The sequence below is a fragment of the Streptomyces katrae genome, from assembly GCF_000966975.1.
Classification (GTDB): domain Bacteria; phylum Actinomycetota; class Actinomycetes; order Streptomycetales; family Streptomycetaceae; genus Streptomyces; species Streptomyces katrae.
This window is the reverse complement of sequence record NZ_JZWV01000371.1, coordinates 1-15,812: the sequence shown is the minus strand read 5'-3', so window position 1 is coordinate 15,812 and position 15,812 is coordinate 1. Positions and strand designations below refer to the sequence as shown.

General features: G+C 71.7%; 15 protein-coding genes and 1 pseudogene. 14 read left to right on the top strand and 2 right to left on the bottom strand.

Going from position 1 to position 15,812, the window contains the following annotated elements; genetic code table 11:
* Both VR44_RS14415 and VR44_RS14410 read right to left on the bottom strand, forming a co-directional pair.
* A pseudogene (locus VR44_RS14415) lies at positions 1–527 on the bottom strand (hypothetical protein); the annotation flags it as partial.
* A 179-nt stretch (positions 528–706) separates the two neighbouring features.
* The gene (locus tag VR44_RS14410) at positions 707–2,911 is read right to left on the bottom strand and encodes an elongation factor G-like protein EF-G2 (protein WP_045947877.1); all 2,205 of its coding nucleotides are present in this window, start codon (positions 2,909–2,911) and stop codon (positions 707–709) included.
* 246 nt (positions 2,912–3,157) lie between these two features.
* Between VR44_RS14410 and pgsA the strand changes: the two genes are divergently transcribed.
* The 14 genes from pgsA to VR44_RS14340 all read left to right on the top strand — a co-directional run bounded on the left by pgsA (position 3,158) and on the right by VR44_RS14340 (position 15,583).
* Positions 3,158–3,820, top strand: coding sequence for a phosphatidylinositol phosphate synthase (gene pgsA / locus VR44_RS14405; protein ID WP_045947876.1), 663 nt, complete (start codon positions 3,158–3,160; stop codon positions 3,818–3,820).
* 90 nt (positions 3,821–3,910) lie between these two features.
* A complete protein-coding gene (locus VR44_RS14400) occupies positions 3,911–4,735 on the top strand; it encodes a phosphatidylinositol mannoside acyltransferase (protein ID WP_245691800.1) in 825 nt (274 codons plus the stop codon).
* Positions 4,735–5,898 (top strand): glycosyltransferase family 4 protein, encoded by a 1,164-nt coding sequence (locus tag VR44_RS14395; protein ID WP_045947874.1) that lies wholly within the window; start codon positions 4,735–4,737, stop codon positions 5,896–5,898. The genes VR44_RS14400 and VR44_RS14395 overlap by 1 nt, the downstream gene beginning before the upstream one ends.
* Before the next feature lie 61 nt (positions 5,899–5,959).
* The gene (locus VR44_RS14390; protein ID WP_045947880.1) at positions 5,960–6,502 is read left to right on the top strand and encodes a LemA family protein; all 543 of its coding nucleotides are present in this window, start codon (positions 5,960–5,962) and stop codon (positions 6,500–6,502) included.
* A 171-nt stretch (positions 6,503–6,673) separates the two neighbouring features.
* Positions 6,674–7,591, top strand: a complete 918-nt coding sequence (pdxS, locus tag VR44_RS14385) for a pyridoxal 5'-phosphate synthase lyase subunit PdxS (RefSeq protein WP_045947873.1) — start codon at positions 6,674–6,676, stop codon at positions 7,589–7,591.
* An 11-nt stretch (positions 7,592–7,602) separates the two neighbouring features.
* Positions 7,603–8,196: a pyridoxal 5'-phosphate synthase glutaminase subunit PdxT gene (pdxT, locus tag VR44_RS14380; RefSeq protein ID WP_045947872.1), complete on the top strand. Its 594-nt coding sequence runs from the start codon at positions 7,603–7,605 to the stop codon at positions 8,194–8,196.
* Between the two features lie 57 nt (positions 8,197–8,253).
* Positions 8,254–9,006, top strand: a complete 753-nt coding sequence (locus tag VR44_RS14375; RefSeq protein WP_045947871.1) for a YebC/PmpR family DNA-binding transcriptional regulator — start codon at positions 8,254–8,256, stop codon at positions 9,004–9,006.
* A 116-nt stretch (positions 9,007–9,122) separates the two neighbouring features.
* Positions 9,123–9,653, top strand: a complete 531-nt coding sequence (ruvC, locus tag VR44_RS14370) for a crossover junction endodeoxyribonuclease RuvC (protein ID WP_045947870.1) — start codon at positions 9,123–9,125, stop codon at positions 9,651–9,653.
* Positions 9,650–10,276, top strand: a complete 627-nt coding sequence (gene ruvA, locus VR44_RS14365) for a Holliday junction branch migration protein RuvA (protein WP_045947869.1) — start codon at positions 9,650–9,652, stop codon at positions 10,274–10,276. The genes ruvC and ruvA overlap by 4 nt, the downstream gene beginning before the upstream one ends.
* A 52-nt stretch (positions 10,277–10,328) precedes the next feature.
* A complete protein-coding gene (gene ruvB / locus VR44_RS14360) occupies positions 10,329–11,402 on the top strand; it encodes a Holliday junction branch migration DNA helicase RuvB (protein ID WP_045947868.1) in 1,074 nt (357 codons plus the stop codon).
* A 164-nt stretch (positions 11,403–11,566) separates the two neighbouring features.
* Positions 11,567–12,001: a preprotein translocase subunit YajC gene (gene yajC, locus VR44_RS14355; protein WP_045947867.1), complete on the top strand. Its 435-nt coding sequence runs from the start codon at positions 11,567–11,569 to the stop codon at positions 11,999–12,001.
* Between the two features lie 150 nt (positions 12,002–12,151).
* Positions 12,152–13,969 carry a protein translocase subunit SecD gene (secD, locus tag VR44_RS14350; protein ID WP_094191638.1) on the top strand — a complete coding sequence of 606 codons (1,818 nt, stop codon included), beginning with the start codon at positions 12,152–12,154 and terminating at the stop codon, positions 13,967–13,969.
* A 1-nt stretch (position 13,970) separates the two neighbouring features.
* Positions 13,971–15,029: a protein translocase subunit SecF gene (secF, locus tag VR44_RS14345; protein WP_045947866.1), complete on the top strand. Its 1,059-nt coding sequence runs from the start codon at positions 13,971–13,973 to the stop codon at positions 15,027–15,029.
* Positions 15,030–15,031: 2 nt separating this feature from the next.
* A complete protein-coding gene (locus VR44_RS14340) occupies positions 15,032–15,583 on the top strand; it encodes an adenine phosphoribosyltransferase (protein WP_094191639.1) in 552 nt (183 codons plus the stop codon).
* Positions 15,584–15,812 lie beyond the last annotated feature (229 nt).

The window sequence follows — 15,812 nt, the reverse complement described above, 5'->3', positions numbered from 1 at the left end:
CGGTAGAGCAGGACGGCGGCGATCAGGGCGACGCCGACGAGCAGGGCGGTGCCGATCCAGCTGGTCTTCCTGTCCTCGCCCTTGGCCAGGGTCTTGCGCAGCTGGAAGAGGCCCAGCCACATCAGCAGGCCGGGCAGGAAGACCACCCCGCAGACCAGCATGATCAGGCGGAGCCGGCGGTCGCGTTCCTTGCGGATGCGGGAGGCGGCCAGGCAGTGCTCCACGACGGTCTGCGGGTCGGCGCCGAAGGACTGGATGAGCGGTTTGCGGCCGGCGCCGAGGGTGCGGGCCTCGACGGCGCGGCAGAAGGCCTCGCCGAGGTTGGGTTCGAAGAGGGAGATCTTCGGGTCCTTGACCGAGGCCGGGTGGTTCTCGCTGTTGGCCCCGAGGATGTCCTTGAGCTTGGTGTCCTTGCCGCCGTCGCGGTACGCGGCGGAGGCGAGTGCGTTGGTCGCCGCGGTCTGGCCGCCGCCCCCCTGCAGGGGGATCTGTGCCCCGGGCCTGAAGTCGAAACCGTCGTCCGCCACCGCTGCCCCCATCGCCGTGCCACTGCTCTTCGCCGGTCGTGCTGTCGTGCGTGTTGCGCTCTGTCGTGGTCCGTTGTGCTCTGCGTTGCGCCCGAAGAGCCTAACGGTGCCGTCGCCCCCATGGTCATGGGACAGGGAAATACCGCCCACCGCAAGCGGCTCGGGTGGGCGGCATGACGCTACGTCAGTGGGGTTCCCTTCTCCGCCTGTTCACGAACCTTGTCCGCGAGGTGCGGGGGCATCGGCTCGTGCCGGGCGTAGCCCCGGCCGAAGCGGCCGGTGCCGTGGGAGACCGAGCGCAGGTCCACTGCGTAGCGGCCGATCTCGATCTCGGGGACCTCGGCGCGGACCCGGGTGCGGCCCGGTTCGGCCTGTTCGGTGCCGACGACGCGGCCGCGGCGGCCGGCCAGGTCGCTCATGACCGGGCCCACGTACTCGTCGGGGACGACGACGTCGAGTTCGGCGACCGGCTCCAGCAGGTGGACCGGGGTCTGTGCGGCGGCCTCGCGCAGGGCCAGGGCGCCCGCCGTCTGGAAGGCGGCGTCGGAGGAGTCCACCGAGTGCGCCTTGCCGTCGAGCAGGGTGATCCGTACGTCGACCAGCGGGTAGCCGGCGGCGACGCCGCGGGCCGCCTGGGCCCGTACGCCCTTCTCCACGGACGGGATGAACTGGCGGGGCACGGCGCCGCCCACCACCTTGTCCACGAACTCGATGCCGCTGCCGGGCGGGAGCGGTTCCACCTCGATCTCGCAGATCGCGAACTGGCCGTGCCCGCCGGACTGCTTGACGTGCCGGCCGCGCCCGGCGGCCTTGGCGCCGAAGGTCTCGCGGAGGCTGACCTTGTGGGGGACGGGGTCGACCTGGACCCCGTAGCGGGTGCGCAGGCGTTCGAGGGCGACGTCCTGGTGGGCCTCGCCGAGGGACCACAGGACGAGCTGGTGGGTGTGCGGGTTCTGTTCCAGGCGCATCGTGGGGTCCTCGGCGACGAGCCGGGCCAGCCCCTGGGAGAGCTTGTCCTCGTCGGCCTTGCTGTGGGCCTCGATGGCCAGGGGGAGCAGCGGCTCGGGCATCGCCCAGGGCTCCATCAGCAGCGGGGCGTCCTTGGCGGAGAGGGTGTCGCCGGTCTCGGCGCGGGTGAGTTTGGCCACGCAGGCGAGGTCGCCGGCGATGCAGGTGCCGAGTGTGCGCTGCTGTTTGCCGAAGGGGGAGGTGAGGGCGCCGATGCGCTCGTCGACATCGTGGTCCTCGTGGCCCCGGTCCTCCAGGCCGTGTCCGGAGACGTGGACGGTCTCCTCGGGGCGCAGGGTGCCGGAGAAGACGCGGACGAGGGAGACGCGGCCCACGTAGGGGTCGGAGGAGGTCTTGACCACCTCGGCGAGGAGCGGGCCGGAGGGGTCGCAGACGACGTCGGGGCGCGGGCTGCCGTCGGGAGCGGTGACGGTGAGGGGCGCGCGTTCGGCGGGGGTGGGGAAGCCGCCGGTGATCAGTTCGAGGAGTTCCACGGTGCCCAGGCCCTGGCGGGCGCCTTCGGCGGCGGGGGCGGCCATCAGGACGGGGTGGAAGGTGCCGCGGGCGACGGCCCGCTCCAGGTCGTCGATCAGGGTCTTGACGTCGATGTCCTCGCCGCCGAGGTAGCGGTCCATGAGGGTCTCGTCCTCGCTCTCGGCGATGATCCCCTCGATGAGGCGGGAGCGGGCCTCGTCGATGAGGGCGAGTTCGCCGGGGTCCGGGTCGCGTTCGGCGCGTGCGCCGGAGCTGTAGTCGTAGACGCGTCGGGAGAGCAGGCCGAGCAGTCCGGTGACGGGGGAGTGGCCGTCGGGTCCGGGGGCGGCGAGCAGGGGGAGGTAGAGGGGGATGACGGCGTCCGGGTCGTCGGCGCCGAAGATCTCGCCGCACACGGAGGCCATCTGCGAGTAATCGGAGCGGGCTGCCTCCAAATGGGTGATGACGATGGCGCGCGGCATGCCGACGGCCTCGCACTCGTCCCACACCATCCGCGTCGCCCCGTCGATCCCGTCGGAGGCGGAGACGACGAAGAGGGCCGCGTCCGCGGCGCGCAGACCGGCCCGCAGTTCCCCGACGAAGTCGGCGTATCCGGGGGTGTCCAGGATGTTGATCTTGATTCCGGCCCATTCGACCGGGACGAGCGAGAGCTGGACGGAGCGCTGGCGCCGCTGCTCGATCTCGTCGTAGTCCGAGACCGTGCCCCCGTCCTCGACCCGTCCGGCGCGGTTCACGGCTCCCGCGGTCAGGGCCAGGGCTTCGACCAGGGTGGTCTTGCCGGCGCCGCTGGGGCCGACCAGCACGACGTTCCGTACGGAGTCGGGGCGGTCGGCCGTCAGTGCCCTGCCGGCGGCCCCGGCTTGGTGTGATGTGGGTCCCATGATGCTCGTGCCTCCCGGTGTCGCGGTGAAGGAGGGTGATCGGGGTCCTTCGAGCTTTGCACTGGCGTCACACTGCGTCCATACGTCGTACCGGTCACGGACGGGCGCGTGAAGGGGCACCCGGACGGGGATGGCCGAAGGGCCGCGCCGGGCGAACCGGAGGGTGCGGGGCGCCCCGCACCCGGGGTGCTGGCTACGACCGGTGGCCGTGGTGGCCGCGCGGCCCAGCGACCCTCTGGGAAGGCCATGCTGAACAAGTACGCGCGTGCGTTCTTCACGCGTGTTCTCACGCCGTTCGCCGCATTTCTCCTCCGTCGGGGGGTGAGCCCCGACGCGGTCACGCTGATCGGCACCGCCGGTGTGGTGGCCGGGGCGCTGGTCTTCTTCCCCCGGGGCGAGTTCTTCTGGGGCACGATCACCATCACCCTCTTCGTCTTCTCGGACCTGGTGGACGGGAACATGGCCCGCCAGGCCGGGGTCTCCAGCCGCTGGGGCGCGTTCCTCGACTCCACCCTCGACCGGGTGGCCGACGCGGCGATCTTCGGCGGCCTCGCGCTCTGGTACGCGGGCTCCGGGAACGACAACGTGCTGTGCGCGGTGGCGATCTTCTGCCTGGCCAGCGGCCAGGTGGTCTCGTACACCAAGGCCCGCGGCGAGGCGATCGGCCTGCCGGTGGCCGTCAACGGGCTCGTGGAGCGCGCCGAGCGCCTGGTGATCTCGCTGGTCGCGGCCGGCCTGTCCGGGCTGCAGACCTTCGGGGTCCCCTCGTGGATCGGCGTGCTGCTGCCCATCGCCCTGTGGGTGGTGGCGGCGGGCTCGCTCGTCACGCTGGTCCAGCGGGTGGTCACGGTGCGCCGCGAGGCCGCCGAGGCCGACGCGGCGGCGCCCGCCGAGGGCGGCGCGCTCTGATGGGCAGCGGCAAGGACAAGCTGGTCGACGGGCTGTACGGGCGGGCTGTACGGGCTCGGCTGGGCGGGCGTCAAGAAGCTGCCCGAGCCGGTGGCGGCGGCCCTCGGCCGCAAGATCGCGGACGTGGCCTGGAAGCGGCGCGGAAAGAGCGTGCTGCGCCTGGAGTCCAACCTGGCCCGGGTGGTGCCCGACGCCGGCCCCGAGCGGCTGCGCGCCCTCTCGCAGGCGGGTATGCGCTCGTACATGCGCTACTGGATGGAATCCTTCCGGCTGCCCGCCATGGACCCACGGCGGTTCGGCACGGACGTGTCGATAAAGGACGAGCACATCCTGCGCGAGGCCCTCGCCTCCGGCCGGGGCGTGATCGTGGCCCTGCCGCACCTGGCCAACTGGGACCTGGCCGGAGCCTGGGTCACCGGCCACGTCGGCGTTCCCTTCACCACGGTCGCCGAGCGGCTCAAGCCCGAGTCCCTCTACGACCGTTTCGTGGCCTACCGGCAGAGCCTGGGCATGGAGGTCCTGCCGCACAGCGGCGGAGCCGCCTTCGGCACCCTCGCGCGCCGGCTGCGCTCCGGCGGCCTGATCTGCCTGGTCGCGGACCGGGACCTGTCCTCCTCCGGGGTCGAGGTGGACTTCTTCGGCGCCACCGCCCGGATGCCCGCCGGGCCCGCGCTGCTGGCCCAGCAGACCGGGGCGGCCCTGCTGCCGGTCACCCTGTCCTACGGGGACGCCCCGAAGATGTACGGCCGGATCCACCCCGAGGTGGAGGTGCCCGGCACCGGGACCCGGGCCGAGAAGACGGCCGCCATGACCCAGTCGGTGGCCGACGCCTTCGCTTCGGGGATCGCCGAGCACCCGGAGGACTGGCACATGCTCCAGCGGCTGTGGCTCGACGACCTGGAGGAGCGCCCGTAGTGAAGATCGGCATCGTCTGCCCGTACTCCTGGGACGTACCCGGCGGCGTCCAGTTCCACATCCGCGACCTGGCCGAACACCTGATCAGGCTCGGCCACGAGGTGTCGGTGCTGGCCCCCGCGGACGACGAGACCCCGCTGCCCCCCTACGTGGTCTCGGCCGGACGGGCCGTCCCGGTGCCCTACAACGGCTCCGTCGCCCGCCTGAACTTCGGCTTCCTGTCGGCCGCCCGGGTACGGCGCTGGCTGCACGACGGGGTCTTCGACGTCATCCACATCCACGAGCCGGCCTCCCCCTCCCTCGGACTGCTGTCCTGCTGGGCGGCGCAGGGACCCATCGTGGCCACGTTCCACACCTCCAACCCCCGCTCGCGGGCGATGATCGCCGCGTACCCGATCCTCCAGCCGGCGCTGGAGAAGATCAGCGCCCGGATCGCGGTCAGCGAGTACGCCCGGCGCACCCTGGTCGAGCACCTCGGCGGGGACGCCGTGGTCATCCCCAACGGCGTCGACGTCGACTTCTTCGCGAAGGCCGACCCCAAGCCCGAGTGGGGCGGGCAGACCCTCGGCTTCATCGGCCGCATCGACGAGCCCCGCAAGGGCCTGCCGGTGCTCATGGCCGCCTTCCCGCGCATCGTGGCGGAGTGCCCCGACGTACGGCTCCTCGTGGCCGGCCGCGGCGACGAGGAGGAGGCCGTCGCCTCGCTGCCGGCCGAGCTGCGCTCCCGCGTGGAGTTCCTCGGCATGGTCTCCGACGAGGACAAGGCCCGGCTGCTGCGCAGCGTCGACGTGTACGTGGCCCCCAACACGGGCGGCGAGAGCTTCGGGATCATCCTGGTCGAGGCCCTGTCCGCGGGGGCGGCCGTCCTCGCCTCCGACCTCGACGCCTTCGCCCAGGTGCTCGACCAGGGCGCGGCCGGGGAGCTCTTCGCCAACGAGGACGCCGACTCCCTGGCGGCCGCGGCGGTCGCCCTGCTGCGCGACCCGGCCCGGCGCGCCGAACTGAGCGCCCGCGGCTCGGCCCACGTCCGCCGCTTCGACTGGTCGACGGTCGGCGCGGACATCCTCGCCGTCTACGAGACGGTCACCGCCGGCGCGGCCGCCGTGGCCGCCGACGAACGCGTCCCGCTCCGCACCCGCCTCGGCTTCTCCCGGGAGGGCTAGCCCTCCCGGGTGACCCGCGCGGGGGGCGGGCGGCACGCCGGAGCCGGTAGTGTCGCCGCCCGTGATCGAAAACCTTGTCTGGATCGCGGTGGCGTTCGCCGTCGTCGGGGTCTACCTCAGCTGGACCGCCGGGCGGCTGGACCGGCTGCACACCCGGATGGACGCCGCCCGGGCGGCCCTGGACGCGCAGCTCGTGCGCCGCGCCTCCGTCGTCCTGGAGGTGGCCACCTCCGGGGCGCTCGACCCCGCCTCCTCCCTCGTGCTGTACGAGGCCGCGCACGCCGCCCGGCAGGCCGAGGAGGAACAGCGGGAGGTCGCCGAGAGCGAACTCAGCCAGGCGCTGCGCGCGGTGTTCGCCGACGCGGACCAGGTGGAGGTGCTCAAGTCCGCCCCGGGGGGCGTGGAGGCCGCCGAGCAACTGGCCGCCGCGGTGCGCCGGGTACCGATGGCACGGCGCTTCCTCAACGACGCCGTACGGGCCGCCCGCGCCCTGCGCAGGCACCGCAAGGTCCGCTGGTTCCGGCTGGCCGGGCACGCCCCGTTCCCGCTCGCCTTCGAGATGGACGACGAGCCGCCGGCCGACCTCGCGGACCGCCCCGCCTAGCCCGGACGGGGGGACACGGGATTGGGCCGATCGGGGTCCACCAGCGCCGCCGGGGACAAATCAAGGAGCCACCGGCTCCATATTGGCCCTTGTAGTGGACTGGTCGGTGGGGTTTTCTCTGCCGAGTAGTACCCGTCTTCCTTTCGAGTTCGTTTCGAGTGAGGTCAACCCGTGAGCACGCTTCCCACCTCCCCCCAGTCCGCTGAGTCGGCCATCGGCACGTCCCGCGTCAAGCGCGGCATGGCCGAGCAGCTCAAGGGCGGCGTGATCATGGACGTGGTCAACGCCGAGCAGGCGAAGATCGCCGAGGACGCCGGCGCCGTGGCCGTCATGGCCCTGGAGCGGGTCCCGGCCGACATCCGCAAGGACGGCGGCGTGGCCCGCATGTCGGACCCGAACATGATCGAGGAGATCATCGAGGCCGTCTCCATCCCGGTCATGGCCAAGTCCCGCATCGGCCACTTCGTCGAGGCCCAGGTCCTCCAGTCCCTCGGCGTCGACTACATCGACGAGTCCGAGGTCCTGACCCCGGCCGACGAGATCAACCACTCCGACAAGTGGGCCTTCACCACCCCCTTCGTCTGTGGCGCCACCAACCTGGGCGAGGCCCTGCGCCGCATCGCCGAGGGCGCGGCCATGATCCGCTCCAAGGGCGAGGCCGGCACCGGCAACGTCGTCGAGGCCGTCCGCCACCTGCGCCAGATCAAGAACGAGATCGCCCAGCTGCGCGGCTACGACAACAACGAGCTGTACGCCGCCGCCAAGGAGCTGCGCGCCCCGTACGAGCTCGTCAAGGAGGTCGCCGAGCTCGGCAAGCTCCCCGTCGTCCTGTTCTCCGCCGGTGGCGTCGCCACCCCGGCCGACGCCGCGCTGATGCGCCAGCTCGGCGCCGAGGGCGTCTTCGTCGGCTCCGGCATCTTCAAGTCGGGCGACCCGGCCAAGCGCGCCGCCGCCATCGTGAAGGCCACCACCTTCTTCGACGACCCGAAGGTCATCGCGGACGCGTCCCGCAACCTGGGCGAGGCCATGGTCGGCATCAACTGCGACACCCTCCCCGAGGCCGAGCGCTACGCCAACCGCGGCTGGTAAGGCACCCCACGATGAGCAACCCCCCCGTGATCGGTGTCCTGGCCCTCCAGGGCGACGTACGGGAGCACCTGATCGCCCTGGCCGCGGCGGACGCCGTGGCCAGGCCGGTCCGGCGTCCCGAGGAGCTCGCCGAGGTCGACGCCCTGGTGATCCCCGGCGGCGAGTCCACGACCATGTCGAAGCTCGCGGTCCTGTTCGGCATGCTGGAGCCGCTGCGCGAGCGCGTCCGCGCCGGCATGCCCGTCTACGGCACCTGCGCCGGCATGATCATGCTGGCCGACAAGCTGCTCGACGGCCGTGACGACCAGGAGACGCTCGGCGGCATCGACATGATCGTCCGCCGCAACGCCTTCGGCCGCCAGAACGAGTCCTTCGAGGCGAAGATCGACTTCGCGGGCATAGCGGGCGGCCCCGTCGAGGGCGTCTTCATCCGCGCCCCCTGGGTCGAGTCGGTCGGTGCCTCCGCCGAGGTCCTCGCCACGTACGACGGCCACACCGTCGCCGTGCGACAGGGCAACGTCCTCGCCACCTCGTTCCACCCGGAGCTGACCGGCGACGACCGCGTCCACGCGTACTTCGTCGACATGGTGCGCGCGGCGCTGTAATCAGGTCCCGGTAGGATCTGAGGTGAACACTGTTGGTTACGCGAAGGAGACAGGCGGATGTCCGGCCACTCTAAATGGGCTACGACGAAGCACAAGAAGGCCGTGATCGATGCCAAGCGCGGCAAGCTCTTCGCGAAGCTGATCAAGAACATCGAGGTCGCGGCGCGTATGGGCGGCCCCGACATCGACGGTAACCCGACCCTCTTCGACGCCGTCCAGAAGGCCAAGAAGCAGTCGGTCCCGAACAAGAACATCGACTCCGCGGTCAAGCGCGGCGGCGGCCTCGAGGCCGGCGGCGCCGACTACGAGACGATCATGTACGAAGGCTACGGCCCGAACGGTGTCGCGGTGCTCATCGAGTGCCTCACCGACAACCGCAACCGCGCCGCCTCCGACGTCCGCGTCGCCATGACCCGCAACGGCGGCTCGATGGCCGACCCGGGCTCGGTCTCGTACCTGTTCAACCGCAAGGGCGTCATCCTGCTGCCCAAGGGCGAGCTCTCCGAGGACGACGTCCTCGGCGCGGTCCTGGAGGCCGGCGCCGAAGAGGTCAACGACAACGGCGAGACCTGGGAGATCATCAGCGAGGCCACCGACCTGGTCGCGGTCCGCACCGCGCTCCAGGAGGCCGGCATCGACTACGACTCCGCCGACTCCAGCTTCGTCCCGACCATGCAGGTCGAGCTCGACGAAGAGGGCGCGCGCAAGATCTTCAAGCTGATCGACGCGCTGGAGGACAGCGACGACGTGCAGAACGTCTTCGCCAACTTCGACGTCTCGGACGAGGTCATGGAGAAGGTCGACGCGTAAGGCCGTCGCGGGCTGAGCGCACCGGCGGGCCGGTAGGACACGTCCTACCGGCCCGCCGTCGTTGTCAGTGGCAGCGGATAGCCTGGCGCACGTCCGGTCGGAGCAGGGGAGGATGTGTGCGGGTACTCGGCGTGGACCCCGGGCTCACGCGGTGCGGCGTCGGTGTGGTCGAGGGGGTCGCCGGGCGGCCTTTGACCATGGTCGGCGTCGGTGTCGTGCGGACCCCCGCGGATGCCGAGCTGGGGCAGCGGCTCGTCGCCATCGAGCGCGGCATCGAGGCGTGGCTCGACGAGCACCGGCCCGAATTCGTCGCCGTGGAGCGGGTGTTCAGCCAGCACAACGTCCGCACCGTGATGGGCACCGCGCAGGCCAGCGCCGTCGCCATGCTGTGCGCGGCGCGCCGCGGGATACCCGTCGCGCTGCACACCCCCAGCGAGGTCAAGGCCGCCGTCACCGGCAGCGGCCGGGCCGACAAGGCGCAGGTCGGAGCCATGGTCACCCGGCTGCTGCGGCTGGCCGAACCACCCAAGCCGGCCGACGCCGCCGACGCGCTGGCCCTCGCCATCTGCCACATCTGGCGGGCCCCTGCCCAGAACCGCCTCCAACAGGCGGTAGCCCAGCACGCCTTGAAAGGCCCCATCCGATGATCGCCTTCGTCAGCGGCCCGGTCGCCGCGCTCACCCCCACCCTGGCCGTGATCGAGGTGGGCGGCGTCGGCATGGCCGTGCAGTGCACCCCGAACACCATCGCGGGCCTGCGCGTCGGCGAACCGGCCCGGCTGGCCACGTCCCTGGTGGTCCGTGAGGACTCCCTGACCCTCTACGGCTTCGCCGACGACGACGAACGCCAGGTCTTCGAGCTCCTCCAGACCGCGAGCGGGGTCGGCCCCCGGGTGGCGCAGGCGATGCTCGGGGTGCACAGCCCGGACGCCCTGCGGGCCGCCTTCGCGGCGGGGGACGCCAAGGCCCTGACGGCGGTGCCGGGCATCGGGCCGAAGGGCGCGCAGAAGCTGCTGCTGGAGCTGAAGGGCAAGCTGGGGGCGCCCGCCGCGCCGGTGCTCGGTGCCCAGCGGGCGGCCGCGTCGGCGCCCGCGCCCTGGGCCGAGCAGCTCACGGCCGCGCTGATCGGGCTCGGGTACGCCGCGCGGGAGGCGGACGACGCCGTCGCCGCCGTCACCCCCCAGGCGGAGGCGGCCATCGCCGCCGGGGGCTCGGCCCCCGTCCCCCAGCTCCTCCGAGCGGCCCTCCAGTCCCTGAACCGGGCCCGCTGACCCCGGGTACCGCCCCCCGCACCGGCACCAACCAGAAGGCAGACTGAGCAGCGTGAACTGGGACGACGACAGCACCACCCCCGAGCCGGACCGGCTGGTCGCCGCCGCGGCCGACGGTGAGGACACCGCCGTCGAGGCGGCCCTGCGCCCCAAGGACCTCGGCGAGTTCGTCGGCCAGGAGAAGGTCCGCCAGCAGCTGGACCTCGTCCTGAAGGCGGCCCGCCAGCGCGGCGCCACCGCCGACCACGTCCTGCTCTCCGGCGCGCCCGGCCTCGGCAAGACCACCCTCTCCATGATCATCGCCGCGGAGATGGGCGCGCCCATCCGCATCACCTCCGGCCCCGCCATCCAGCACGCCGGCGACCTCGCCGCGATCCTCTCCTCCCTCCAGGAGGGCGAGGTCCTCTTCCTCGACGAGATCCACCGCATGTCCCGGCCCGCCGAGGAGATGCTGTACATGGCCATGGAGGACTTCCGGGTCGACGTGATCGTCGGCAAGGGCCCCGGCGCGACCGCCATCCCGCTGGAGCTGCCCCCGTTCACCCTCGTCGGGGCGACCACCCGGGCCGGCCTGCTGCCCCCGCCCCTGCGGGACCGCTTCGGGTTCACCGGGCACATGGAGTTCTACGCCCCCGAGGAGCTCCAGCGCGTCGTCCACCGCTCCGCCCGCCTCCTCGACGTGGAGATCGACACCGCCGGCGCCGCCGAGATCGCCGGCCGCTCCCGCGGCACCCCGCGCATCGCCAACCGCCTGCTGCGCCGCGTCCGGGACTACGCCCAGGTGCGGGCCGACGGGGTGATCACCCGCGAGGTCGCCGCCACGGCCCTGCAGGTGTACGAGGTGGACGCCCGCGGCCTCGACCGGCTGGACCGCGCCGTGCTGGAGGCCCTGCTCAAGCTGTTCGGCGGCGGCCCCGTCGGGCTGTCCACCCTCGCCGTCGCCGTCGGGGAGGAGCGCGAGACCGTCGAGGAGGTCGCCGAGCCCTTCCTGGTCCGGGAGGGACTGCTGGCCCGTACCCCGCGGGGCCGGGTCGCGACCCCCGCCGCATGGGCTCACCTGGGGCTTGTTCCCCCGCAGCAGCAGGCCGGCGGATCAAGCGGACAACAGGGCCTGTTCGGGGCCTGACGGCGCGGAGGTTCGACCGGCCAGGAACTGCGGTGCCATGCTGGGCGTTGTTCCATCGGCGCTGACTCGCCTAGACTCCGCCGATGCCGACCCTTCGGGTCGGCGTGCCCACCCCCGTAGAAAAAGGCCGTCTCCCGTGCGGTCGTGCGAAGGATCTCCGTCCCGTGAATCTCGTGACACTCCTCCCGTTCATCGTGCTCATCGGGGCGATGTTCCTGATGACCCGCTCCGCCAAGAAGAAGCAGCAGCAGGCCGCGCAGATGCGCGACCACATGACGGCCGGCACCGGCGTCCGCACCATCGGCGGCATGTACGCCACGGTCAAGGAGATCGGTGACGACACCGTCACCCTCGAGGTGGCCCCCGGCGTCCACGCGATCTACGCGAAGAACGCCATCGGCGCCGTGCTGGAGGACGACGAGTACAACCGCATCGTCCACGGCATCGCCACCCCGGAGGACACCCCGGTCGTCCCCGACGACGCCTCCTCGCTGACCGAGGACGAGGCCCCCAAGCTCGACCTGGGCAAGAAGGACGAGCCCAAGGGCGACGACGAGCCGAAGGACGGCAAGACCGACGGCGAGCCCGGCGCCAAGTAGCGCCGGACCGGGACCGCGGTGGTGCCCGACCGGCACCCGCCGCGGTTCCCGCAGTGAACTTCTGCGGGGGGCAGGGGTCCCCACCACACATTTCGTGGCCGTCCGCGCGCTGACCCGGCGCAGGACGGTTGGACAGGGAGATACGACAAGGTGGCAGCACCGAAGAAGGGCCGGCGGCCCACGGGGGCTCAGGGGAGGCCGGGGCGCGCCCTGGCCTTCATCCTGATCGCAATGGTGGCGCTCACCGCGGGGATGTTCCTCTCTCATCAGACCACCCCCCGTCTGGGCATCGACCTCGCGGGCGGTACGAGCATCACGCTCAAGGCGAAGAGCGAGCCCGGCAAGCCGGACGCGGTCAACGAGACCAACATGAACACCGCGGTCGGCATCATCGAGCGCCGTGTCAACGGGCTCGGCGTCTCGGAGGCCGAGGTCCAGACCCAGGGCCGCGACCACATCATCGTGAACATCCCCAAGGGGACGAACGAGCAGCAGGCGCGCGAGCAGGTCGGTACCACCGCCCAGCTCTACTTCCGCCCCGTTCTCGCCTTCGCCGACGGCGCCCCCGCCGCCCCCGAGACCAAGCCGAGCGGCTCCCCGAGCCCCTCCGCGAGCGGTTCCGGCGCCCCGAAGGCCGAGGGCAGCTCCAAGCCGTCCGCCCAGGCCACCCCGTCGTCCAGCGCCACTTCCCAGGGCCGTGTGCTCAGCGAGGCCCTCAAGGCCCCGGGCACCCCCACTCCCTCGCCCTCGGCGAGCGAGTCGAAGAAGGCAGACGACAACAAGGCCACGCCGTCCGCTCCGGCCTCCGGTTCCCCGTCGGCCCCGGCACCCGTGCCGACCCCGCCGGCCGATCCGGCCGTCGCCGGGCTCCAGGCGAAGTTCGCCGCGCTGAACTGCACCAACGAGGAGCAGCGTGCCGCCGCGGGCAAGGGCGTCAAGCCCGAGGACCCGATGATCGCCTGTGGCAAGCGCGGCAACCAGTGGGGCAAGTGGATCCTCGGTCCGGCCCAGGTCGCCGGTACGGACGTCAAGGACGCCAAGGGCGTCGTGGACCAGCAGCGCGGTCAGTGGATCGTGACCATGCAGTTCACCGACAAGGGCGCCGACAAGTTCGCCAAGATCACCGGTGAGCTGGCCACCAAGACGCCCCCGCAGAACCAGTTCGCGATCGTCCTCGACGGCGAGGTCATCTCCGACCCGTCCGTCAGCCAGGCGCTGACCGGCGGCAACGCGGAGATCTCCGGCGGCTTCAACCAGCAGTCCGCGCAGGACCTGGGCAACATGCTCTCGTACGGCGCCCTGCCGCTGTCCTTCCAGGAGGACAGCGTCACCACCGTCACCGCCGCGCTCGGCGGGGAGCAGCTGAAGGCCGGTCTGATCGCCGGCGCCATCGGCCTGGCCCTCGTCGTGATCTACCTGCTGGTCTACTACCGCGGTCTGGCCTTCATCGCGATCGTCAGCCTCATGGTGTCGGCGATCCTGACCTACACGATCATGGCGCTGCTGGGCAAGGGCATCGGCTTCGCCCTGAACCTGCCCGCCGTCTGTGGCGCCATCGTCGCCATCGGCATCACGGCGGACTCGTTCATCGTGTACTTCGAGCGCATCCGCGACGAGATCCGCGAGGGCCGCACGCTGCGTCCGGCCGTCGAGCGGGCCTGGCCGCGCGCCCGCCGCACCATCCTGGTCTCCGACTTCGTGTCCTTCCTCGCCGCCGCGGTGCTCTTCATCGTCACCGTCGGCAAGGTCCAGGGCTTCGCCTTCACGCTGGGCCTGACCACCCTGCTCGACGTGGTCGTGGTGTTCCTGTTCACCAAGCCCGTCATGACCCTGCTGGCGCGGACGAAGTTCTTCTCCAGCGGCCACCCGTGGTCCGGGCTGGACCCGAAGCGGCTCGGCGCGAAGCCGCCGCTGCGGAGCTCCCGCCGCCGCACCCCCGCCGTTCCTGTCGACGCAAAGGAGGCGTGAGATGTCGAAGCTGGGAGATCTCGGCGCCAAGCTGTACCGCGGTGAGGTCGGCTACGACTTCGTCGGCAAGCGCTTCGTCTGGTACGGCGTCTCCGTCCTGATCACCATCACGGCGATCGTGGCGCTGGCCGTCCAGGGCCTCAACATGGGCATCGAGTTCAAGGGCGGTGCCGTCTTCACCACCCCGAAGACGGCCGTGTCCGTGGCGCGGGCGACCGAGGCCGCGGAGAAGGCCTCGGGGCACGACGCCATCGTCCAGGAGCTCGGCACCGGTGGCCTGCGCATCCAGATCTCCGGTCTGGACACCGACTCGGCCGCCTCGGTGAAGAAGCAGCTCGGCACGGACCTCAAGGTCGACGCGGGCCAGATCAACGCGGACCTGGTCGGCCCGAGCTGGGGCGAGCAGATCGCGAACAAGGCCTGGACGGGCCTCGCGATCTTCATGGTCCTCGTGGTGATCTACCTGGCCATCGCCTTCGAGTGGCGGATGGCCGTCGCGGCCCTGATCGCACTGATCCACGACCTCACCATCACGGTCGGCGTGTACGCGCTGGTCGGCTTCGAGGTCACCCCGGGCACCGTGATCGGTCTGCTGACCATCCTCGGTTACTCCCTCTACGACACCGTCGTCGTCTTCGACGGTCTCAAGGAGGGCGCGAAGGACATCACCAAGCAGACCCGCTGGACCTTCAGCGACGTCGCCAACCGCAGCATCAACGGCACGCTGGTCCGCTCGATCAACACCACCGTCGTGGCGCTGCTGCCGGTCGGGGCCCTGCTGTTCATCGGCGGCGGCTTCCTCGGCGCGGGCATGCTCAACGACATCTCGCTGTCGCTGTTCGTCGGCCTCGCGGCCGGTGCGTACTCCTCGATCTTCATCGCCACCCCGCTGGTCGTGGACCTGAAGGAGCGCGAGCCGGCGATGAAGGCGCTGAAGAAGCGTGTGCTCGCCAAGCGGGCGGCCGCGGCCGCCAAGGGCGAGGGCGCGGACGTCGACACCGACGGGGACGAGACCCCGCAGGTGGTGGCCCAGGGCGGCCAGGGGAGGCGGCGCCGGTGAGCATCGAGAGCTGCACCCCCGAAGTCCGCGAGCTGCTGCTCAGCCGGATCACGGACGTCCCGAACTACCCGAAGCCGGGTGTGATGTTCAAGGACATCACCCCGCTGCTCGCCGACCCCAAGGCGTTCGGCGCGCTGACCGACACCCTGGTGGAGCTGGCCGGCCGGTACGGCGCGACGAAGATCGTCGGGCTGGAGGCGCGCGGGTTCATCCTCGCCGCCCCGGTCGCCGTGAAGGCGGGCATCGGCTTCATCCCCGTGCGGAAGGCCGGCAAGCTGCCCGGCGCCACGCTCGCGCAGGCGTACGAGCTGGAGTACGGGACGGCGGAGATCGAGGTCCACGCGGAGGACCTGTCGGCCGGTGACCGGGTCATGGTCATCGACGACGTCCTGGCCACCGGTGGCACCGCCGAGGCCTCGCTGGAGCTGATCCGGCGGGCCGGGGCCGATGTCGCCGGTGTGGCGGTCCTGATGGAGCTGTCGTTCCTCCCGGGGCGCGAGAAGCTGTCCGGGGCCCTTGCCGGGGCTCCGCTGGATGCGCTGATCGTGGTCTGACCTTCTTCTGCCGAAGCGGCGGGGGCCCGGGAATCCCGGGTACCCGCCGCTTTCGTGTGCGGCACCGCCGCCGGGGGCTCCGCCCGCGGGCGCGGTAGCGCCTTGGCTGCAGCCGTACCGGCGTTTGAGGTGGGAACGGTGGAAGGGCGGGGCGGGGAGCGGCTCCGCGCAGCGGCTCACGGTGGCCTCGAGGAGCGGCAGCGGAGTGGCTGGGGCTGTCTCTTATACA

Bases quoted from the DNA above. Each gene is read 5' to 3' on its own strand.
- VR44_RS14410 (WP_045947877.1), bottom strand. From the start codon at position 2,911: ATGGGACCCACATCACACCAAGCCGGGGCCGCCGGCAGGGCACTGACG.
- pgsA (WP_045947876.1), top strand. From the start codon at position 3,158: ATGCTGAACAAGTACGCGCGTGCGTTCTTCACGCGTGTTCTCACGCCG.
- pdxT (WP_045947872.1), top strand. From the start codon at position 7,603: ATGAGCAACCCCCCCGTGATCGGTGTCCTGGCCCTCCAGGGCGACGTA.
- VR44_RS14375 (WP_045947871.1), top strand. From the start codon at position 8,254: ATGTCCGGCCACTCTAAATGGGCTACGACGAAGCACAAGAAGGCCGTG.
- ruvA (WP_045947869.1), top strand. From the start codon at position 9,650: ATGATCGCCTTCGTCAGCGGCCCGGTCGCCGCGCTCACCCCCACCCTG.
- secF (WP_045947866.1), top strand. From the start codon at position 13,971: ATGTCGAAGCTGGGAGATCTCGGCGCCAAGCTGTACCGCGGTGAGGTC.